We start from the raw sequence: 22,228 nt of genomic DNA, 5'->3' as shown, positions 1-22,228 counted from the left end.
GAGCAAGGGGCGCCAGGGGGTATACGGTCAATCCACCATGAAACAACAGCAAATCAGGGTCTTAGCAGTCCGTTTATTCAAACCTGTCTATCACTATTAACTGTCGGCATTACATCGGTCAATACTTTCTCACTGTTACATAACTTATTCTCAGTAGAAAGCGTGACCCCATAACTTTTACGCATTATATGCCTTTTCGGATGATGGTTGTAACAATAATGTTTAATCTTTGTCAAATCTGGTGAGTAAAATTTAAAATAATGTTGTTATCGTGACCCTGATCACTGTTCCGCATAAAACCCGACAAACTATATGTAGGTTAATTGTAATGATTTTGTGAACGTCCTATACTGCCGCCAGGTCTCCGGAAACCCCTGCAATCCCGAGCCACCCAGCGTTGTAATGTGCCGTTTTAGCTCTTCTTTGTGGAGTTTTTACATGACGCGCAGTTATAGAAAGGACGCTGTCTGACCCGCACGCAGACCGGAGGAAGGGAAACAATAAGAACAGCATGTGGGCGTTATTCATGATCAAAAATGTGAAAAAACAAAGACCTGTCAATCTGGATCTGAAAACGATCCGATTCCCCGTAACGGCGATAGCGTCCATCCTCCACCGCGTTTCAGGCGTGATAACTTTTGTGGCGGTTGGCATCCTGTTGTGGTTACTGGGCACCAGTCTCTCCTCTCCTGAAGGCTTTCAGGTCGCCAGCGCGATCATGAGTGGCTTCTTCGTTAAATTCATCCTCTGGGGCATTCTGACCGCACTGGCGTATCACGCCGTGGTGGGCATTCGTCATCTGATGATGGACTTTGGCTATCTGGAAGAGACCCTCGAAGTGGGCGTCCGGTCTGCCAATATTTGTTTTGTAATTACTGTCGTGCTTTCACTTCTCGCAGGAGTCCTCGTATGGTAAGCAACGCCTCAGCACTAGGACGCAACGGCGTACATGACTTCATCCTCGTACGTGCCACCGCGATTGTCCTCACTCTGTACATCATCTACATGGTGGCTTTCTTCGCGACCCATGGAACACTGACCTGGGAAGTCTGGACGGGTTTCTTCTCTTCCGCTTTCACCAAAGTCTTCACCCTGCTGGCTCTGTTTTCTATCTTGATTCATGCCTGGATTGGCATGTGGCAGGTGTTGACCGACTACGTTAAACCGCTGGCCATTCGCCTACCGCTGCAATTGGCTATCGTCGTTGCACTGGTGGTTTACGTGATTTATGGATTTGTTGTGGTGTGGGGTGTGTAATGAAACTGCCAGTAAGAGAATTTGATGCTGTAGTCATCGGTGCAGGTGGCGCAGGTATGCGTGCCGCACTGCAAATTTCCCAGAGCGGCCAGACCTGTGCGCTGCTCTCTAAAGTCTTCCCGACCCGTTCCCATACCGTGTCTGCGCAGGGTGGTATCACCGTCGCACTCGGTAACACCCATGAAGATAACTGGGAATGGCACATGTACGACACCGTTAAAGGGTCGGACTACATCGGTGACCAGGACGCAATCGAATATATGTGTAAGACCGGCCCGGAAGCGATTCTGGAGCTGGAACATATGGGTCTGCCGTTCTCCCGTCTGGACGATGGCACCATTTATCAGCGTCCGTTTGGCGGCCAGTCGAAAAACTTCGGCGGCGAGCAGGCGGCACGTACCGCAGCGGCAGCTGACCGTACAGGTCACGCACTGTTGCACACGCTGTATCAGCAGAACCTGAAAAACCACACCACCATTTTCTCCGAGTGGTATGCGCTGGATCTGGTGAAAAACCAGGATGGCGCGGTGATGGGTTGTACCGCACTGTGCATCGAAACCGGTGAAGTCGTGTACTTCAAAGCCAAGGCCACCGTGCTGGCAACCGGCGGCGCGGGCCGAATTTACCAGTCTACGACTAACGCGCACATCAATACCGGTGACGGCGTTGGTATGGCTATCCGTGCAGGCGTGCCTGTGCAGGATATGGAAATGTGGCAGTTCCATCCAACCGGTATCGCTGGTGCAGGCGTATTGGTGACTGAAGGTTGTCGTGGTGAAGGCGGTTATCTGCTGAACAAACACGGCGAGCGCTTCATGGAGCGTTATGCGCCGAATGCGAAAGACCTGGCGGGTCGTGATGTGGTGGCACGTTCCATCATGATCGAAATTCGTGAAGGTCGCGGCTGCGACGGCCCGTGGGGTCCGCATGCCAAACTGAAACTCGACCACCTCGGTAAAGACGTTCTCGAATCCCGTCTGCCGGGTATCCTCGAACTTTCTCGCACCTTCGCACACGTTGACCCTATCAAAGAGCCGATCCCGGTTATCCCAACCTGCCATTACATGATGGGCGGTATTCCGACCAAAGTGACTGGTCAGGCGTTGACTGTGAACGAGAAGGGCGAAGATGTAGTGATCCCGGGTCTGTTCGCGGTTGGCGAAATCGCCTGCGTATCGGTACACGGCGCGAACCGTCTGGGCGGCAACTCACTGTTGGATCTGGTGGTGTTTGGTCGTGCGGCGGGTCTGCATCTGCAAGAATCTATCGCCGAGCAGGGCGCACTGCGCGATGCCAGCGAATCTGATATCGACGCTTCTCTGGAACGTCTCAACCGCTGGAACAACACCCGTAGCGGTGAAGATCCGGTGGAAATCCGCAAAGCACTGCAGGAATGCATGCAACACAACTTCTCGGTATTCCGTGAAGGTGACGCGATGGCGAAAGGTCTGGAACAGCTGAAAGCGATCCGCGAGCGCCTCAAAAACGCCCGTCTGGATGACACGTCAAGCGAGTTCAACACCCAGCGTGTTGAATGTCTGGAGCTGGATAACCTGATGGAAACCGCGTTTGCGACAGCGGTGTCAGCGAACTTCCGTACCGAAAGCCGTGGCGCGCATAGCCGCTTCGACTTCCCGGAGCGTGATGACGCAAACTGGCTCTGCCATTCCCTGTACCAGCCGCAGTCTGAATCCATGACACGTCGTGAAGTGAACATGGAACCGAAACTGCGTCCGGCATTCCCGCCGAAAGTGCGTACCTACTAATTGCGGAGACAGGAAAATGAGACTCGAGTTTTCAGTTTATCGTTATAACCCGGATGTCGACGACGCTCCGCGCATGCAGGATTACACCCTCGAAGCGGAAGAAGGGCGCGACATGATGCTGCTGGATGCGTTGATCCAGCTGAAAGAACAGGACCCGACGCTGTCGTTCCGTCGTTCGTGCCGCGAAGGTGTTTGCGGCTCTGATGGCGTGAACATGAACGGTAAGAATGGTCTGGCGTGTGTGACCCCGATTTCCGCGCTGCAACGTGCCGGGCAGAAGATTGTGATCCGCCCGCTGCCGGGTTTGCCCGTCGTGCGCGATTTGGTGGTAGACATGGGGCAGTTCTATGCCCAATATGAGAAGATTAAGCCTTACTTGTTGAATAATGGGCAAAATCCACCCGCTCGCGAGCATTTACAGTCGCCTGAGCAGCGTGAAAAACTGGATGGCCTGTACGAGTGTATTCTCTGTGCATGTTGTTCCACGTCTTGCCCATCATTCTGGTGGAACCCGGATAAGTTCATCGGCCCGGCCGGTCTGTTAGCGGCGTATCGCTTCCTGATCGACAGCCGCGATACAGAAACCGACAACCGCCTTGAAGGATTAAGTGACGCTTTCAGCGTATTCCGCTGCCATAGCATCATGAACTGCGTCAGTGTATGTCCTAAAGGGCTGAACCCGACGCGCGCCATCGGTCACATTAAGTCGATGTTGTTGAACCGTAGTGCGTAAGTAGTCATGCCGGATGGCGCTGTGCTTATCCGGCCTACAAAATCTGTAGGCCCGGTAAACGCAGTGCCACCGGGCAAAACGGAATTGCAGGAAACCTCTAAAAACTGCCAGACAAGCAATAATCGAGGCGTTCAGCGCAGCCTGAACGATGACGATTATTAAGACAGTTTTTAAAGGTTCCTTCGCGGGCCCGACTAGAAGAGCTCGCAAGTGAACCCCGGCACGTACACGTTGTGTGCGTGGTTGTTTCTACGGCGAAAGTAAGCATAAAAATGCTTAAGGGATCACGATGCAGAACGGCGCAATGAAAGCCTGGCTGGACTCTTCTTACCTCTCTGGCTCCAACCAGAGCTGGATAGAACAGCTCTATGAAGACTTCTTAACCGATCCTGACTCTGTCGACGCCAACTGGCGTTCAATGTTCCAGCAGTTACCTGGTACCGGAGTCAAACCGGATCAATTCCACTCTACTACGCGTGATTATTTCCGTCGTCTGGCGAAGGATGCGTCACGTTACTCTTCCGCGATCTCCGACCCTGACTCGAATGTGAAGCAGGTTAAAGTCCTGCAGTTGATCAACGCCTGGCGTTTCCGTGGTCATCAGGCGGCGAATCTTGATCCCCTCGGGCTTTGGAAACAAGAGCACGTGGCCGATCTGGATCCCGCGTTCCATGATCTCACCGATGCAGATCTTCAGGAAAGTTTTAACGTAGGTTCTTTTGCTATTGGCAAAGAAACCATGAAGCTTGCCGATTTGATTGCTGCATTGAAGCAAACGTACGGCGGCTCTATCGGCGCGGAATACATGCATATTACGTCTACGGAAGAGAAACGCTGGATCCAGCAGCGTATCGAATCGGTAGTCGGTCACGCGAATTTTAGCGCGGACGAGAAAAAACGTTTCCTGACTGAGCTGACCGCAGCGGAAGGCCTGGAGCGTTATCTGGGCGCGAAATTCCCTGGCGCAAAACGCTTCTCGCTGGAAGGCGGCGACGCGCTGGTGCCAATGCTGAAAGAACTTATCCGTCATGCGGGTAAAAGCGGCACGCGCGAAGTGGTGTTGGGTATGGCGCACCGTGGTCGTCTGAACGTACTGATCAACGTGCTCGGTAAAAAGCCGCAGGATTTGTTCGACGAATTCGCCGGTAAGCATAAAGAACACCTCGGAACCGGTGACGTGAAGTACCACATGGGCTTCTCGTCAGATATCGAAACCGAAGGCGGTCTGGTGCACCTGGCGCTGGCGTTCAACCCGTCGCACCTTGAAATCGTGAGCCCAGTGGTTATCGGCTCCGTGCGTGCGCGTCTGGATCGTCTCGAAGAGCCAAGCAGCAACAAAGTGCTGCCAATCACCATTCATGGTGATGCGGCGGTTGCCGGGCAGGGCGTGGTTCAGGAAACCCTGAACATGTCTAAAGCACGTGGTTACGAAGTGGGCGGAACTGTTCGCATCGTTATCAACAACCAGGTGGGCTTCACCACGTCCAACCCACTGGATGCGCGTTCCACACCGTACTGTACCGATATCGGTAAGATGGTAATGGCACCGATTTTCCACGTGAACGCGGATGACCCGGAAGCGGTGGCGTTTGTCACCCGTCTGGCACTCGATTTCCGTAACACCTTCAAACGCGATGTGTTCATCGATCTGGTTTGTTATCGCCGTCACGGCCATAACGAAGCCGACGAGCCGAGTGCAACACAGCCGCTGATGTACCAGAAAATCAAAAAACATCCGACCCCACGCAAACTCTACGCTGACAAGCTCGAAGGCGACAACGTGGCGACGCTGGAAGATGCGACCGAAATGGTCAATCTGTACCGCGACGCGCTGGACGCGGGCGAGTGTGTGGTGAAAGAGTGGCGTCCGATGAACATGCATTCGTTCACCTGGTCACCGTACCTCAACCACGAGTGGGATGAGAGCTACCCGAACAAAGTCGACATGAAGCGCTTGCAGGAGCTGGCTAAGCGCATCAGCACCGTGCCTGACGCCGTTGAAATGCAGTCTCGTGTGGCGAAAATCTACGGTGACCGTCAGTCGATGGCCGCAGGCGAGAAAATGTTCGACTGGGGTGGTGCTGAAAACCTGGCGTACGCCACGCTGGTTGATGAAGGCATTCCGGTTCGTCTTTCCGGTGAAGACTCCGGTCGCGGCACGTTCTTCCATCGCCACGCGGTAATCCACAACCAGACTAACGGTTCCACTTACACCCCGCTGCAGCACGTGCATAACGGTCAGGGCCAGTTCAAGGTCTGGGACTCCGTGTTGTCTGAAGAAGCGGTGCTGGCATTTGAATACGGCTACGCCACCGCAGAACCACGCATCCTGACTATCTGGGAAGCGCAGTTTGGTGACTTCGCCAACGGTGCGCAGGTGGTTATCGACCAGTTCATCAGTTCCGGCGAGCAGAAGTGGGGCCGTATGTGTGGCCTGACCATGCTGCTGCCGCACGGTTACGAAGGCCAGGGTCCGGAGCACTCCTCCGCACGTCTGGAGCGTTATCTGCAACTCTGTGCTGAACAAAACATGCAGGTTTGCGTGCCGTCTACCCCGGCTCAGGTTTATCACATGCTGCGTCGTCAGGCGCTGCGCGGGATGCGCCGTCCGCTGGTGGTGATGTCACCGAAATCACTGCTGCGTCACCCACTGGCGGTGTCCAGCCTCGACGAATTAGCCAACGGCACCTTTATGCCTGCAATTGGCGAAGTGGACGAGCTGGATCCGAAAGGCGTTAAACGCGTGGTGATGTGCTCCGGTAAGGTTTACTACGATCTGCTGGAACAGCGCCGCAAGAACGATCAAAAAGATGTCGCCATCGTGCGTATCGAACAACTTTATCCGTTCCCACATCAGGCGATGCAGGACGTGTTGAAAGCTTATGCTCACGTGCATGATTTTGTCTGGTGTCAGGAAGAGCCGCTCAACCAGGGCGCCTGGTACTGCAGCCAGCATCACTTGCGTGAAGTGATTCCATTTGGGTCAGCCCTGCGTTACGCAGGTCGCCCGGCCTCCGCCTCTCCGGCGGTAGGGTATATGTCTGTTCACCAGAAGCAGCAACAAGATCTGGTCAATGACGCGCTGAACGTCGATTAATTAAAGGATACAAAATGAGTAGCGTAGATATTCTTGTTCCCGACCTCCCAGAATCCGTAGCCGATGCAACGGTTGCGACCTGGCACAAGAAACCAGGTGATGCGGTTGTTCGCGATGAAGTGCTGGTAGAAATCGAAACTGACAAAGTGGTACTGGAAGTACCGGCGTCGGCTGATGGCATTCTTGATGCAGTGCTGGAAGACGAAGGCACCACCGTGACCTCTCGCCAGATTTTAGGCCGTCTGCGTGAAGGCAACAGTGCGGGTAAAGAGTCTGGTGCTAAATCAGAAGCGAAAGATTCCACGCCAGCTCAGCGTCAACAGGCTTCACTGGAAGAGCAGAGCAATGATGCGCTGAGCCCGGCGATCCGTCGCCTGCTGGCTGAGCACAACCTCGATGCCAGCGCTATCAAAGGCACGGGTGTGGGCGGTCGTCTGACTCGCGAAGATGTTGAAAAACATCTGGCAAAAGCACCAGCCAAAACGGAAGCGAAAGCCCCTGCGGCGGCACCTGCTGCAGCTACGGCTCCGCTGGCTGGTCGCACTGAGAAACGTGTTCCGATGACCCGTCTGCGCAAACGCGTAGCTGAGCGTCTGCTGGAAGCGAAAAACTCCACCGCGATGCTGACCACTTTCAACGAAGTCAACATGAAGCCAATCATGGACCTGCGTAAGCAGTACGGTGACGCGTTTGAAAAACGTCACGGTATCCGCCTGGGCTTCATGTCCTTCTACGTGAAAGCGGTGGTTGAAGCGCTGAAACGCTACCCGGAAGTGAACGCCTCTATCGACGGCGAAGATGTGGTGTACCACAACTACTTCGACGTCAGCATGGCGGTGTCTACGCCGCGCGGTCTGGTGACCCCAGTGCTGCGTGATGTTGACGCGCTTGGCATGGCGGACATCGAGAAGAACATTAAAGAGCTGGCGCTGAAAGGCCGCGATGGCAAGCTGACGGTAGAAGACTTGATCGGCGGTAACTTCACCATCACCAACGGCGGCGTGTTCGGTTCCCTGATGTCTACGCCAATCATCAACCCACCACAGAGCGCGATCCTGGGCATGCATGCCATTAAAGATCGTCCGATGGCGGTGGATGGCAAAGTTGAAATTCTGCCAATGATGTACCTGGCACTGTCCTACGATCATCGCCTGATCGATGGTCGTGAGTCCGTGGGCTTCCTCGTGGCCATTAAAGAGCTGCTGGAAGATCCGACTCGTCTGCTGCTGGACGTTTAGTAAGCCTTGTATCACCTGTCCTCCGGGCGATCACTGGCCCGGAGGTAAAACGATAACGATTCTGCCCTAAATAGTTCGAGTTGCAGGAAGGCGGCGCCGCAGTGAATCCTCAGGAGCTTACTTAAGTAAGTGACTGGGGTGAGCGAGAAGCCAACGCACATGCAGCTTGAAATATGACGGGCATACCTGAAAAGTGGATAGAACGCATGAACTTACATGAATACCAGGCCAAACAGCTGTTTGCCCGCTACGGTTTACCTGCGCCGGTAGGCTATGCCTGCTCAACTCCGCGTGAAGCTGAAGAAGCCGCTTCTAAAATTGGCTCGGGCCCTTGGGTCGTGAAATGCCAGGTACACGCTGGCGGCCGCGGTAAAGCGGGCGGCGTGAAAGTCGTTAACAGCAAAGAAGACATTCGTGCTTTTGCGGAGCATTGGCTCGGCAAACGCCTGGTGACCTACCAGACAGACGCTAACGGTCAGCCGGTAAACCAGATCCTGGTTGAAGCCGCTACCGACATCGCAAAAGAGCTGTATCTGGGCGCGGTTGTTGACCGTAGCTCCCGTCGTGTGGTCTTCATGGCCTCCACCGAAGGCGGCGTGGAAATCGAAAAAGTAGCGGAAGAAACCCCGCACCTGATCCACAAAGTGGCTATCGATCCGCTGGCAGGTCCAATGCCTTATCAGGGCCGTGAACTGGCGTTCAAACTGGGTCTGGAAGGCAAACTGGTGCAGCAGTTCACCAAGATCTTCATGGGTCTGGCGAACATCTTCCTCGATCGTGACCTGGCGCTGATTGAAATCAACCCACTGGTGATCACCAAGCAGGGCGACCTGATCTGCCTCGATGGCAAACTGGGCGCTGATGGCAACGCACTGTTCCGCCAGCCGGATCTGCGCGAAATGCGCGACCAGTCTCAGGAAGATCCACGTGAAGCGCAGGCCGCACAGTGGGAACTGAACTACGTTGCCCTCGACGGCAACATCGGTTGCATGGTTAACGGCGCAGGCCTGGCGATGGGTACAATGGACATCGTTAAGCTGCATGGCGGCGAACCGGCTAACTTCCTCGACGTGGGCGGCGGCGCCACCAAAGAGCGCGTAACCGAAGCGTTTAAAATCATCCTCTCTGACGACAATGTGAAAGCCGTACTGGTGAACATTTTCGGCGGGATCGTACGTTGTGACCTGATTGCAGACGGCATTATCGGTGCGGTTGAAGAAGTGGGCGTTAACGTACCGGTGGTGGTTCGTCTGGAAGGCAACAACGCCGAACTCGGCGCGAAAAGACTGGCTGACAGCGGTCTGAATATTATTGCAGCGAAAAGTTTGACCGACGCAGCTCAGCAGGTCGTTCACGCAGTGGAGGGGAAATAATGTCCATTTTAATTGATAAAAACACCAAGGTTATCTGCCAGGGCTTCACCGGTAGCCAGGGGACTTTCCACTCTGAACAAGCGATTGCTTACGGCACCAACATGGTTGGCGGCGTAACGCCAGGCAAAGGCGGCACCACGCACCTGAATCTGCCAGTGTTCAACACCGTGCGCGAAGCGGTTGAAGCGACCGGTGCGACGGCATCCGTTATCTACGTTCCGGCTCCGTTCTGCAAAGACTCCATTCTGGAAGCGATCGACGCAGGCATTAAGCTCATCATCACCATCACCGAAGGCATCCCGACCCTGGATATGCTGACTGTTAAGGTGAAACTGGATGAAGCAGGCGTGCGCATGATTGGCCCGAACTGCCCAGGTGTTATCACCCCGGGTCAGAGCAAAATCGGTATCATGCCAGGCCACATTCACAAGCCAGGTAAAGTGGGCATCGTGTCCCGCTCTGGTACGCTGACGTACGAAGCGGTGAAGCAGACTACCGATTACGGTTTCGGCCAGTCCACTTGTGTAGGCATCGGCGGTGACCCGATCCCAGGTTCTAACTTCATCGATATCCTGAAAATGTTCCAGGAAGATCCACAGACGGAAGCGATCGTGATGATCGGTGAAATCGGCGGAAGTGCTGAAGAAGAAGCGGCTGCGTACATCAAAGAACACGTGACCAAGCCGGTTGTTGGCTACATTGCTGGTGTGACTGCACCGAAAGGCAAACGTATGGGCCACGCGGGCGCGATCATCGCGGGCGGCAAAGGCACGGCTGACGAGAAATTTGCAGCCCTGGAAGCGGCCGGTGTGAAAACCGTTCGTAGCCTGGCGGATATCGGCGAAGCGCTGAAAACCATCATCAACTGATAATCCTCTCTGCTCCCCACGCGGGGAGCTTTATATGTCCGTTTTCGACATGGTTGGCCACCCTTGCGGTGGCCTTTTTTATGTTCATTTACAAGCGATAGTCCAGGTTCAAACGCATATCAGTCACCCTGATTCTGTCGCCGATGGCGCTAATTTCGGCGTGAGCCTCTCCGCTGAAATCGGTCACGAACACCAGCGTCACCTGCGGTTCGTGGCTGCGTGCAATCAGGTAATCAATCATCGACGTAGACGGATTATTTGGCCCCTTTGCCTGAATTAAACGGGCGTTATTTGTACTGAAACAACTCACAGTGACGGGCGTATCGGCGTGGCAGGCAATATCAATTTGTCCTTCCAGCGGCTGCTCTGTCGCGTGTTTGATATAGGGATAGCAAATACTGAGTTCGGCCTGATTTTCCGCTCGCGATGTGACGGTGTTAATAAGATAAATAGCGTCCACGCACTGCTGATGTGGGTTCTCAATCTGCCATTTGTCGATCAGCAGATTATCCGTCACCACAATCGTTCGGCGGAAAACCACGTCGCGATACGCCTCTTCATCCCATTCGACGCGCGTTTTGCTGTCGGGCAATGTCGCCTGCGTTTTCCAGTCAACTTCCATCACCAGTCGTGTCTGTTCTGGCGCCTCCTGCCATTCCACAATGCGCGGAATAGCGGGTGGCTGATTCAGTCCGTTGACGCATAAGGTGTTATGGGAAAACGAATTTTTATAGTAACCGTAGTGCAGCGGTGCGCCGTAGCCGGTGGTGCCGAGATCGGGAAACAGCGCGTTGCCGTTATTGAACACGATAAGGTTCAGGCGATCGTAATGATCGTGTTCACCGCCATACGGGCCGTGTTTCAGGCAAATGGCGCGGCCCGGTACGGGCCTGATTATTGTGAATCCGGCGCCGGGGTTGTGCTCATTCGCCTGCGGCACGGCCAGTGATTCCGTGGGCAAACGTTGACCGTAGAACAGCGTATCCAGATTATCTCTCGGCCTTTCGCGATAAAGGAAAGACAGCATGCGGCCATACTCTTTATCACCGTAATATGACCAGGCAAATTCATAGATATCGCTGTTGTTGAGCTTTTGCTGACCGTCCACGCAGTCGTTCACTTTCGGCAGGCTCATGTCCGGCATCAGCAACCGCAAGGGCAGGGAAAGCATCTGCGGATAAAAGGGTTCATCCAGCAGGCTGAACGGCGTGTGGTGGGTGAATTTCTCAAAGGCCATAAACGCCTGTAAGGCGTAGAAATGGTAATGCAGCGAACCTTCAAACCATAAGCCGCCTGGCAGCAATGCATGTTGTAGCTGATAGCGCAGACCGTAGCGGCTGTTGACCGCGAAATCCAGATAGGTGCTGTCGTTAAGTACCGCCCCGATCATGCCAATTGTCGCGCCGATTTTCACTTCATGATTATGGATTTGATTGCCACGGTGGCGCATCAGAAAATCGGCCCCGCAGCGCAGCAGGCGTACGGCGATGTAGTCATGTTGTTGCGGCGTTAACTCTGCGGCGATGAGGTCAAAACCACGGACAAAATCGGCATGGCAGTTGGCTTCACATAGGGTCTGGGCATTGGCTTTACCGGGGCCGTTGTAGGGAATGCCGCCATGTTCCTGATAATCCGGGTAATAACGGGCGTACTGCATCAGGATCTCAATCACTTTATCGCGATAACGCTTTTCGCCGGTCAATAGCCATAACACCGCCAGTTCATAGCTGGCTTTGGCATTTAAGCCATTCAGCCAGCGCCACCAGGCACCGTAATAGGGTTCACCGGTAAACACCGCGCCATCCACCGGGCAGCGATGTTTGTTCGGCGATTTTCGGTCCCATATCAGGCGCACACTGTGTTCCGGACAGAAAAAATAGTGGTTCCACGTCGCACAACCGGTTTCCGGAACCCGCGTTTCATAATTAAGCACATCAGCATTGTTGTCGATTAAGCGTTGCAGGATGCCGGGCGTGGCCTTGTCTCTGGCGGCCTGGACCTGTTCGGGGGTAAATTGCTTCATTCTTTCTGCTCCCGATTAATTCACTAAAGCGGTGCCCGGCATCAGGCGGTTAATGTCGGTCGGATTTTCCTTCACCAACGCTGTGGCGCTGTTGCGAAAAGCCTCGCTGTTATAGGCACGCGCCGCCGCGAGCAGTGGGCCGGTGGCTTCATCGGGCGTAAATTTCAGCTCCGGGTATTGCCACTGTGCCGCCGGTTTTCCAACCTGCTGAGCGACGACCGCAAACGCATTTTCCATTTTGCGTCCATCCAGTTCGAAGCCCCAGAGATCGTTTCCGGCTATCTCGCCGTAGCGACCCATACGGGCATACGCGGCGAGGGCGAAATTGGTGTAATGGAAGGAGCGGGTGCGTTCCAGTTCAGCGGGCAGCTCGCCTTTGGCATTGACCTGTGCCGCCAGATGGCGATATTTGAAGGTTTCGATTTGCTGCGCGGCCTGTTTTTTATCGCCGGTGAACAGCGAAAATGCCGTCACCTGCGCGTCGTACCAGGCCCCATGATTGTTGTACCAGTTACCTTCTTCGCGTCCGTTCGGGCTGTTCAACAGCCAGCGGGTGTACTCCGCGTACCAGCGCTGATAGGCCTTAAAGTCGTTATCCGTAAGATTGCCGGAGTGATGCAAGAGGGCAATGCTATCGGCCACATCAATCAGAACGCGGGTGTCGATGATCCCGATTCCGCGTCCGTTGACGACGCCAGGGATCGCCTGTGCAAAGTTGAGGTTGGGGTTCATGCGGGTTTTTTTATCGAGAAACCAGGCGTTCAGCAGGGCGTTCGCTTTCACCGCAAAGCGAGCATCCTCACTGTAAAACGCAGCCAGCGACAGCACCCGAACGTCGTTGGCAAACTGCACCATCCGTTTGCTGTCGGTATCATCCGTTTTGGACGACGGGTTGATTTGCCCGTCTTTGCGGATATAGGGCAGCGTACTTTTGGTTTTTGGGTTCGGCCACCAGTACGGCCCAAAGCTGTAGTAATCGTGCTTATCACCAGAAGCGGGCAGCAGCGTTTTTTCAGTGACGGAATAGGGGACATGTTTGAGCGCGTCGGTCGCTTTTGTCATCAGCGCCTCATAAGCGGGAGCATATTCGCCGCCACCCTGTTTTATCTGCGTTTTGATGTCCGTCATTTGCGAACAGTCGTAGCTCAGACATGCACCGTCTGTTTTGCTTTCGATCTGAGCGGAGGCGCTGAATGTCAGCACCATTCCTATGGCAAAGCCTGCGTATTTTTTCATTTTCTTCTCTCTGAAATTCAGGCGATAGCCGGTTTGAATTCTGTGGCCGGTTTTTTGATAAGCACCCACAAGAACGCCGCACCGATGAGGTCAAAAACGCCCAGTCCAATGAAGAACATATTGTAACCAACCACTGCCACCATTGCGCCAAGGAACAGGCTGAAGCCGAAATTGCCCATGCTGCCGGTAAAAGCGGCAAAGCCGGTGGCTGTCGCCACTTTCTGTTTAGGGAACAGATCGGAAGACATGCTGATCACGGTAATCGACAGGCACTGATGGGCAAAGCCGGCAATACAAAACAGCGCGATAGCGACATAAACATTGCTGACATAACCGACGGCGGCCATTGCCAGCATCAACAGCGCGGCAAAGGTGAAAGTAATGCGTTTGGCGTTAATGATATGAATGCCCCGATTGTTAAGGAATTTAGAGATATAACCGGCGGCCAGACAGCCAAGATCGGCGGTCAGGAACGGCAGCCAGGCAAACATCGCAATTTCGCTCAAATTCATATGGCGGACGGTGACCAGATACAGTGGCATCCAGTAGTGCAGCGTTCCCCACGCCGGATCGGCCATAAAGCGCGGAAGGGAGATGGCCCACAGATTTTTATCTTTGATCATGGTGCCCAGCGATACTTTCTCGACGGGTGCTGAAATGTTGTCCGCCTGCGCTTCCTCATATTCCGCTTTCAACAGCGCCGGATGCGTTTCAGGTGAGCGATAGCAGACAAGCCACAGTACGCTCCAGATAATGCCAATACTCCCGGTGACGACAAACGACATTTCCCAGTTGTAGTTAATGATGGCCCAGACGACAAGCGGCGGGGCAAGCATCGCGCCCAATGAGGTGCCAAGACTGTAAATGCCGCACGCCAGCCCGCGCTCTTTGGCCGGGAACCACTCGGCGGTGACTTTCATGCCTGCCGGGTTAAAGGCGGCTTCGGTTAAACCCAGTCCACCGCGCAAACAGGCAATCGGCAACCAACTGCTGAACAGGGCGGTCAGCATATTACAGGCTGACCAGATGGCGGCGAGCAGCGCAAAGCTGATGCGCAGGCCAAACTTGTCGATGATAAAACCACAGGCGATGCCGCCGATGGCGTAGGTAAACGGAAACACCGAGACTATCCACGAGTATTGCTCACTGGATAGCTGCAAGGTTTTCATCATTTCGGGGGCAGCAACGCCGAGTGTGCTGCGGGCGAGGTAGTTGATGATCGTGCCGACCATAACCAGCGAGATAATGTACCATCTCAGCTTCTTAATTTTCACAGTGATATCCTTATTGATTTTGATGAAATAGCGGTTATTTAAAAATAAAACATAATTTCATTTTATATTATGAAAAAGAGTGGCTTCTTTTCATGATTGGCATCACAAATTCCAAATTGCATTTAAAGAGTGGGTTTAACCTTGTTGGATATGAGGTTTTATGTGCATTGGATGTATCATTTATATTATGGGGTTGATCTTTTTTGATTAGAATGAAAAACGTATTCAGAATGTATATGGATTACAGGTTTATATAAGCTGAAATGATCTATTTTTCATAAATATAAAAACAAAACCGCTAATTAAATTTAATTTGTGAGGTCGCTCTTACTTTCAATAAGAGAAGGATGATCTGTTCTGTTGAATCAATATTATCCGCTTCCAGTTATTTCAAAATTATTTTTAGAATTTTAGCTGAGATCATAATATTAATTTAATTAAAGGAACCTGTTATGCAAAAGAAATTGCTATGGACGTTACTCGCCTTTATCACTGCCGGGCCGAGTGTCTCTCATGCACTGACGTTCGACGTGCGCGGTGGCTACAAGGCCGGTAGTCATACCTATGAATCTCGCTTCAAGGTTAGCGAGAGCTGGAAGAGCGGCTGGTGGGGAAGCATTGAAACCGATAATAAAAATAATAAGAATAACGGACGAGGGAACAACGGGGCCGATAAATCAGACAGCGCACATTCATTAGGTGACACGACAACAGATTATAATGAGATAGAAACCAACTATACTTTACCGTTGTCGGATAAATGGAGTTTTCAGCCAGGCGGGATTTATCATTGGAGTAGTAACGGCACACAGTTACGACCTTATCTTAGAGTAAACTATAAAATAACCTCAGATCTGACGACCGGTTTGCGTTATCGCTATGACTATAATAATTATGAGACCAAAGATACTTCAGGTGAATCGCATCGCGACAGTGTAAACCGCTTCGATATTTTCCTTGGCTATAAAATTAACCCGCAATGGAGTGTGCTGTATCAGGGAACGGCATACAAACATGTTAATGATGATTATAAATACAAGAATGAAAAATCCTGGGCCACGGAGAATGCTTTTACGTTGCGTTATAAATGGAACAGCTGGTTCAGTCCATATGTCGAATATGACTATCTTGATCAACAAGGGTATTACGAGGGCGAAGATGGCATCGCAGAATCGCGCTACCGGATTGGTATGACCTTCACGATATGATGACAGCAGCGAAATGCCCGGCGGCAGCGCCTCCGGGCTGTTTGGCCTATTGGCGGCGCTTTGCCACTAACGTGAATTTGTAGTCGTCACTTTTGAACGCATTACGGCTGTATTCGAACACGCGGCCGTCGCTGAGGAACCCGCGTGAAATTTTTTCGAGGATCGGTTGGTTGGGATCTAACCCAAGTAAAGTAACCGCTTCCTCCGACGGCATGATCGGCACGATCTCCTGTTCACTGCGATCGATAACCATCTTTTTGACCTGCTCAATAAAGTGATATTTGGAATTTTCCATCACTTGCCACGTGAGATCTGGAAACAGCGACAGCGGCATCCAGGTCTCTTCCAGCGTCACCGGTTTTTGCTGAATAAAGCGCACGCGTTTGACGTGCCAGATTTTTGCGCCCTCTGCCACATGGAGCGTGTCGGCGAGTTTCTGACAGGCATCAATGGCTTCAAACACCTTTACGTCGCTGTGTGTTTCGACGTTTCTGTCGGCGAGTTTTTCATAAAAGCTGGTGAGTTGATAAATGTCGTAATTGACCCGCTCTGCTTTGACATAGGATCCGCTGCCCTGAATGCTCTCGATAATTGCTTCCTGCGTCAGCTGCTTCAACGCTTGCCGCACAGTCACTCGACTCACGGCAAATTCTTCCTGGAGCGCCGATTCCGTCGGCAGGGCATCGCCGGGCTTCAGTTCCCCCCGTTGCACCTGCTCGCGAAGGGTATCGGCAATTTGTCGGTACATCGGTTTTTTCGTCATTTCGTGTGCCAGCCTCATACACCTTTAATACCAATGCAGGGATTATGCCTGTCTTGCCTCTCAAGTAAATAATACAAATCAAATACAAATTATCGCGATAAGAGAAAGTGATCACATAAATGTATTATTTTATCAGGCAAGATCCGTTTAACTGAACGGCCGTTGGCTGTTCTTACACTTTCACAGTGAGGATCGTGATGAACCTGACAACATTAACGCACCCGGATGCACTCTGCCTGCAGGCGAATTTTGCCAGCCGTGATGAGGTAATACATGCGCTGGCTGAGCGACTGGCGGCGCTGGGGAAAATTTCCAGTCTTGAAGATTTTCTCCGTGATGTGCTGTTACGCGAAAGCGAAGGGCCGACGGCTCTCGGCGAAGGGTTGGCGGTGCCGCACGGCAAAAGTGATGCGGTGAAAGAGGCCGCTTTTGCCGTTGCCACGCTGCCAAAACCGATCCTTTGGGAGGGCGTTGACGGCGAAGAAGAAGTCAATTTGATCGTGTTGTTGGCTATCCCGCCCGCGCAGGCCGGATCGACGCATATGCAGTTGCTGACGGCATTAACATCCCGACTGGTTGATGACGATGTACGTGCAGCGGTTTGTGCGGCAACGACTGCCGAAGCGTTGTTACAGGCGCTGGATGCGCCGCTGGAGAACGTAGAGAACACAGCAAAGGAGGATGCGCCGGTTATCGTTTGTGTGACCGCATGCCCGGCAGGGATTGCGCACACCTATATGGCGGCTGAATATCTGGAAAAAGCCGGGCAGAAACTGGGCATCCATGTTTACGTTGAGCGACAGGGGGCGAACGGCATCGAAAACCGTCTCACTGCCGAACAGCTCAACACCGCGCAGGCCTGCATTTTCGCCGCCGAAGTGGCGATTAAAGAGTCGGAGCGTTTTCAGGGTATTCCGTCGATAAACGTGCCTGTGGCGGAGCCGATTCGTCACGCCGAAGCGCTGATTCAACAGGCGTTGGCTTTGAAGTCGTCCGCTGCAAATCGTGAGATTCAGACGGAAAGTCACGAACAGAAGAAAAGCTTTAAAACTGAACTCAAGCAGGCACTGCTGAGCGGCATTTCTTTCGCCGTGCCGCTGATTGTTGCGGGTGGAACGGTGTTGGCGGTAGCGGTATTGCTGGCGCAGATGCTTGGCCTCCAGCACTTATTTGACCAGGAAAACTCATGGCTCTGGATGTACCGCAAACTGGGCGGTGGCATGCTGGGTATTTTGATGGTTCCTGTATTGGCCGCGTACACAGCGTATTCCCTGGCAGATAAACCCGCGCTGGCACCGGGCTTTGCGGCGGGGCTGGCGGCAAACATGATTGGCTCCGGTTTCCTCGGCGCGGTGGCGGGTGGCCTGATTGCCGGTTATCTGATGCGCTGGGTCAAAACCCATATTCGATTGAATAATCGCTACAACGGCTTCCTGACTTATTACCTCTATCCGGTACTCGGCACGCTCGGTGCAGGCAGCCTGATGCTGTTTGTCGTCGGTGAACCGGTGGCGTGGATTAACAACAGTCTGACCGCCTGGCTGAACGGGCTGTCAGGAACCAACGCGCTGGTGCTCGGCATTATCCTCGGTTTTATGTGTTCCTTCGATTTGGGCGGTCCGGTGAATAAGGCTTCCTATGCATTCTGCCTTGGCGCAATGGCGAACGGTGTTTATGGCCCGTACGCGATTTTTGCCTCGGTGAAAATGGTATCGGCGTTCACCGTAACGGCTTCCACGATGATTGCGCCACGGCTGTTTAAAACTTTTGAAATTGAAACCGGAAAATCGACGTGGCTATTGGGCCTTGCGGGGATTACCGAAGGGGCGATTCCGATGGCAATTGAAGATCCGCTGCGCGTTATTGGCTCGTTCGTACTCGGCTCGATGGTGACCGGTGCGCTGGTGGGCTCCATGAATATCGGCCTCTCCACGCCGGGCGCGGGTATTTTCTCGCTGTTTCTACTGCACGACGGAGGTCTGGGAGGCGTTCTCGCTGCCATTGGCTGGTTTGCCTCGGCAATTATTGGCGCCGCCATTTCGACTTGCGTGCTGATCCTCTGGCGTCGCCAGGCGGTGAAAGCCGGTAAATATCTCCCCGATAGCGTCATGCCTTAACAGAACAGGAAACGAAGATGAAAGCTGTATCTCGCGTTCACATCACGCCGCATATGCACTGGGACCGTGAGTGGTATTTCACCACGGAAGAGTCACGCATTTTGCTGGTCAATAATATGGAAGAGATCCTGACGCGTCTGGAGCAGGATGCGGAGTACAAATATTACGTGCTCGATGGGCAGACTGCGATCCTCGAAGATTATTTCGCCGTGAAGCCGGAAAACAAAGCGCGCGTGAAAGCGCTGGTTCAGGCCGGGAAGCTGATTATCGGTCCGTGGTACACGCAAACCGACACGACCATAGTTGCCGGAGAATCCATCGTCCGTAATTTGATGTACGGGATGCGTGATTGCCTGGCGTTTGGTGAGCCGATGAAAATTGGCTACCTGCCGGACTCGTTCGGTATGTCAGGGCAGTTGCCACATATCTACAACGGATTTGGCATCAAACGGGCCATGTTCTGGCGCGGTTGCTCCGAGCGCCACGGCACCGATAAAACCGAGTTTCTGTGGCAGAGCCAGGACGGCAGCGAAGTGGCGGCACAGGTGCTGCCGCTGGGCTACGCGATTGGTAAGTACTTACCGGAGGACGAAGCGGGTTTGCGTAAACGCCTCGACGGTTACTTTGAGGTGCTGGAAAAAGCCTCGCAAACCAAAGAGATTTTGCTGCCCAACGGCCACGACCAGATGCCGCTCCAGCAGAACATTTTCGCGGTAATGGACAAACTGCGTGAGATCTATCCACAGCATGAATTTGTGATGAGTCGCTTCGAAGAGGTCTTTGAGCGTATTGAACAACAGCGCGCATCGCTGGCGACGTTGAGCGGCGAGTTCAACGACGGCAAATACATGCGGGTGCATCGCACCATTGGCTCGACGCGCATGGACATCAAAATCGCCCACGCGCGGATAGAAAACAAAATCGTCAATGTGCTCGAACCGCTGGCGGCGCTGGCGTGGACGCTCGGCTTTGAGTATCACCACGGTCTGCTGGAGAAAATGTGGAAAGAGATCCTCAAAAATCACGCCCATGACAGTATTGGCTGTTGCTGTAGCGATAAAGTGCATCGCGAAATCATGAGCCGCTTCTGGCTGGCGGAAGACATGGCCGACAGCCTCATTACCTTCTATATGCGCAAGATTGTCGACAACATGGCGCACAGCGAAGGCGACAAACTGACGCTGTTCAACCTGATGCCGTGGCCGCGCGATGAAGTGGTCAACACCACTCTTCGCTTACGTGCCAGCTCTTTCCGCCTGGTCGATAGCGAAGGGCAGAATGTGCCGTACTTTATCCGCGATAAACGTGAAATCGACCCCGGATTAGTCGACCGCCAGATTGTTCACTACGGCAACTACGAACCGTTTATGGAGTACGACATCCAGCTACGCCAGGTGCTTCCGGCGATGGGGTGGCTGACGCTACACGTGTTACCGGGCGCGGAAGGCGAACAGGCGAACGTGCCGAAACACAGCGATGCGCTGCTGGAAAATAGCTGCTGGCGCATCACGCTCAACGGCGACGGCACGTTGAAAATGGAAGATAAAGAAACAGGGCTGGTGTATGACCGGGTGCTGGAATTTGAAGACGGCTCTGACGATGGGGATGAGTACGATTACTCGCCTTCGCGAGAAGAGTGGTTACTTACCAGCGCTGAGGCCAAGCATCGACACAGCGTGATTCATGATGCCTGGCAGAGCAGGGCGGTGCTGCGAAGCACGCTCGCGGTTCCGCTCAATCTGGCGGAGCGCTCGGCCCGTAAAAGCAGCGGTCAACTGACGTTTGAAACCACCGTCACGCTCAGCCATCACAGTCGCCGGGTTGAATTTGACGTCAAAGTGCTGAATCAGGCCGACGATCACCGCGTGCGAGTACGCATTCCGGTGCCGTATAAAACGGACCGTGTGCTCACGGATACGCAGTTTGGTTCGCTGAATCGCCCGGTGCACGATACCGCGATGGACATTTGGCAGCTAGAGGGTTGGAAAGAAGCGCCGGTGCCGGTCTGGAACTTGCTGAACTATGCGGCGCTCCAGCAAGGGCAAAATGGGCTGGCGTTGTTCACCGAAGGATTGCGTGAAGTCGAAATTATCGGCGAGACGCACAGCGCGTTCGCTCTTACTTTATTGCGCGGTGTGGGGCTGCTCGGCAAAGAAGATTTACTGCTGCGTCCGGGGCGGCCTTCGGGCATAAAATTGCCGGTGCCTGATTCTCAGGTGCGCGGCGAATTACTTTGTCGTTTCAGCGTGATGCCGTTCATCGGCTCGGCGCTGAATGCCGGTGTGGCGCAGCAGGCGCGGAGTTGGCTCACGCCGGTCCAGTGCTACAACAAAATCCCGTGGGATGCGATGAAGCTGAACAGGGCCGCTGTCGTTGTTCCTGAAAGCTACAGCTTGTTCACCCTTCCGGCGACGGGTTGTCAGCTCAGCGCGCTGAAAAAAGCCGAAGACGATAACGCACTGATTGTCAGATTATTTAACCCTTCCGACAGTGAAAATTGTGAGTCGATGATGATGTTTAACCGCCATCAGCCCACATGCCAGGAAACAGGCATGGACGAGCAACCGTTAGAGCAGGGGAGTCAGATTATCGGCAAGCCAGTGAGCCTCAGACCGGGGCAATCACGGACCTGGCGTATCAGGATTGGCGAATAACCCGGCAAACGATAACTGGCCACGCACTGCGTGGCCGTTTTGTTTAAGCCGATAATTACGCAGGGGTGTTAATTTTAAAATTCATTGCAGTGAATGAAATGTAATAAAAAGCAGCTATACTTATTCGCGTAAAAAAGAACAAAGCGTGTCGTATGTGCTCCCAAATCTCACTTCCGTTTAGCGTCCTGCGACGGTGGTCAAAAATGAATGGCCTCTCATTCTAATTCAGTCTTATTTGATAACTATCAATGTCATCAAGAGAACATGTTTTTAACATGGATTTCACTATGCGCCATCAAATGCATACACAATTAACATGTGAATGTAAAATTGATTTAAATCAATATGTAATCCTTGGAAAAAGATGGCGGAAAGCGGTAAATTGTCGCGGATCAAAGTGGTCGAAATGTGTCATCTTAGCTATATATTGATCAACGTCGAAAAACGTAAATCCGGTTCAATAAAAACCTGTTTATTGTAAGGGTTTTACGGCGTAATATATTCAAGGGATCAATTTGGGTTTTTTATTAACGTATTTGTAACCTTTGCTCATCGTCGTTTTCACAATGTGGCTGCGGCAGCGAAGCGGGAAGCAAATAAATTTGTATTGGGGCATGCGT

Annotated in this window: 16 protein-coding genes; 11 read left to right on the top strand and 5 right to left on the bottom strand. The window is 53.1% G+C overall.

The window, feature by feature from the left end; all coding sequences use genetic code 11:
- Positions 1-77: 77 nt before the first annotated feature.
- Positions 78-185 (bottom strand): hypothetical protein, encoded by a 108-nt coding sequence (locus tag VH187_RS23535; protein ID WP_422663481.1) that lies wholly within the window; start codon positions 183-185, stop codon positions 78-80.
- Between the two features lie 326 nt (positions 186-511).
- Between VH187_RS23535 and sdhC the strand changes: the two genes are divergently transcribed.
- From sdhC to sucD, 8 genes are all read left to right on the top strand, one after another.
- The gene (gene sdhC / locus VH187_RS09510; RefSeq protein WP_329701211.1) at positions 512-916 is read left to right on the top strand and encodes a succinate dehydrogenase cytochrome b556 subunit; all 405 of its coding nucleotides are present in this window, start codon (positions 512-514) and stop codon (positions 914-916) included.
- Positions 910-1,257: a succinate dehydrogenase membrane anchor subunit gene (gene sdhD / locus VH187_RS09505; protein ID WP_329701210.1), complete on the top strand. Its 348-nt coding sequence runs from the start codon at positions 910-912 to the stop codon at positions 1,255-1,257. The genes sdhC and sdhD overlap by 7 nt, the downstream gene beginning before the upstream one ends.
- Positions 1,257-3,023 carry a succinate dehydrogenase flavoprotein subunit gene (gene sdhA / locus VH187_RS09500; protein ID WP_329701209.1) on the top strand — a complete coding sequence of 589 codons (1,767 nt, stop codon included), beginning with the start codon at positions 1,257-1,259 and terminating at the stop codon, positions 3,021-3,023. Before sdhD ends, sdhA begins: the two co-directional genes overlap by 1 nt.
- A 16-nt stretch (positions 3,024-3,039) precedes the next feature.
- Positions 3,040-3,756: a succinate dehydrogenase iron-sulfur subunit gene (locus VH187_RS09495; RefSeq protein WP_329701208.1), complete on the top strand. Its 717-nt coding sequence runs from the start codon at positions 3,040-3,042 to the stop codon at positions 3,754-3,756.
- 289 nt (positions 3,757-4,045) lie between these two features.
- A complete protein-coding gene (gene sucA, locus VH187_RS09490) occupies positions 4,046-6,853 on the top strand; it encodes a 2-oxoglutarate dehydrogenase E1 component (protein ID WP_329701207.1) in 2,808 nt (935 codons plus the stop codon).
- A gap of 14 nt (positions 6,854-6,867) precedes the next feature.
- Entirely contained in the window at positions 6,868-8,091 is a 1,224-nt protein-coding gene (gene odhB / locus VH187_RS09485) for a 2-oxoglutarate dehydrogenase complex dihydrolipoyllysine-residue succinyltransferase (protein ID WP_329701206.1), read from the top strand.
- 206 nt (positions 8,092-8,297) lie between these two features.
- Complete coding sequence (sucC, locus tag VH187_RS09480) at positions 8,298-9,464, top strand: ADP-forming succinate--CoA ligase subunit beta (RefSeq protein ID WP_329701205.1); 1,167 nt, start codon at positions 8,298-8,300, stop codon at positions 9,462-9,464.
- Positions 9,464-10,333 carry a succinate--CoA ligase subunit alpha gene (gene sucD, locus VH187_RS09475; RefSeq protein ID WP_329701204.1) on the top strand — a complete coding sequence of 290 codons (870 nt, stop codon included), beginning with the start codon at positions 9,464-9,466 and terminating at the stop codon, positions 10,331-10,333. Before sucC ends, sucD begins: the two co-directional genes overlap by 1 nt.
- A gap of 88 nt (positions 10,334-10,421) precedes the next feature.
- Here sucD and VH187_RS09470 read toward each other — a convergent pair whose 3' ends face one another.
- From VH187_RS09470 to VH187_RS09460, 3 genes are read right to left on the bottom strand one after another with little or no spacing between them, the layout of a single operon-like run.
- A complete protein-coding gene (locus VH187_RS09470; RefSeq protein WP_329701203.1) occupies positions 10,422-12,356 on the bottom strand; it encodes a heparinase II/III domain-containing protein in 1,935 nt (644 codons plus the stop codon).
- A 15-nt stretch (positions 12,357-12,371) separates the two neighbouring features.
- Positions 12,372-13,562, bottom strand: a complete 1,191-nt coding sequence (locus VH187_RS09465) for an alginate lyase family protein (protein ID WP_473964786.1) — start codon at positions 13,560-13,562, stop codon at positions 12,372-12,374.
- A gap of 47 nt (positions 13,563-13,609) precedes the next feature.
- Positions 13,610-14,866, bottom strand: a complete 1,257-nt coding sequence (locus VH187_RS09460; protein WP_329701201.1) for an MFS transporter — start codon at positions 14,864-14,866, stop codon at positions 13,610-13,612.
- Positions 14,867-15,318: 452 nt separating this feature from the next.
- On the opposite strand from VH187_RS09460, the gene VH187_RS09455 reads away from it, so the two are divergent.
- Positions 15,319-16,074, top strand: a complete 756-nt coding sequence (locus tag VH187_RS09455) for an oligogalacturonate-specific porin KdgM family protein (RefSeq protein ID WP_329701200.1) — start codon at positions 15,319-15,321, stop codon at positions 16,072-16,074.
- A gap of 46 nt (positions 16,075-16,120) precedes the next feature.
- On the opposite strand, the gene VH187_RS09450 is transcribed toward VH187_RS09455, so the two are convergent.
- Entirely contained in the window at positions 16,121-16,837 is a 717-nt protein-coding gene (locus VH187_RS09450) for a GntR family transcriptional regulator (protein WP_329701199.1), read from the bottom strand.
- Between the two features lie 197 nt (positions 16,838-17,034).
- Between VH187_RS09450 and mngA the strand changes: the two genes are divergently transcribed.
- Entirely contained in the window at positions 17,035-18,954 is a 1,920-nt protein-coding gene (gene mngA / locus VH187_RS09445; RefSeq protein WP_329701198.1) for a PTS 2-O-a-mannosyl-D-glycerate transporter subunit IIABC, read from the top strand.
- Between the two features lie 17 nt (positions 18,955-18,971).
- Complete coding sequence (gene mngB / locus VH187_RS09440; RefSeq protein WP_329701197.1) at positions 18,972-21,608, top strand: mannosylglycerate hydrolase; 2,637 nt, start codon at positions 18,972-18,974, stop codon at positions 21,606-21,608.
- The last annotated feature ends 620 nt before the right edge of the window (positions 21,609-22,228 follow it).

The sequence above is a fragment of the Scandinavium sp. genome, assembly GCF_036271055.1.
In the GTDB taxonomy this organism is placed as follows: domain Bacteria; phylum Pseudomonadota; class Gammaproteobacteria; order Enterobacterales; family Enterobacteriaceae; genus Scandinavium.
The sequence above is the reverse complement of the archived record's forward strand: the minus strand, read 5'-3'. Positions and strand labels throughout refer to the sequence as shown.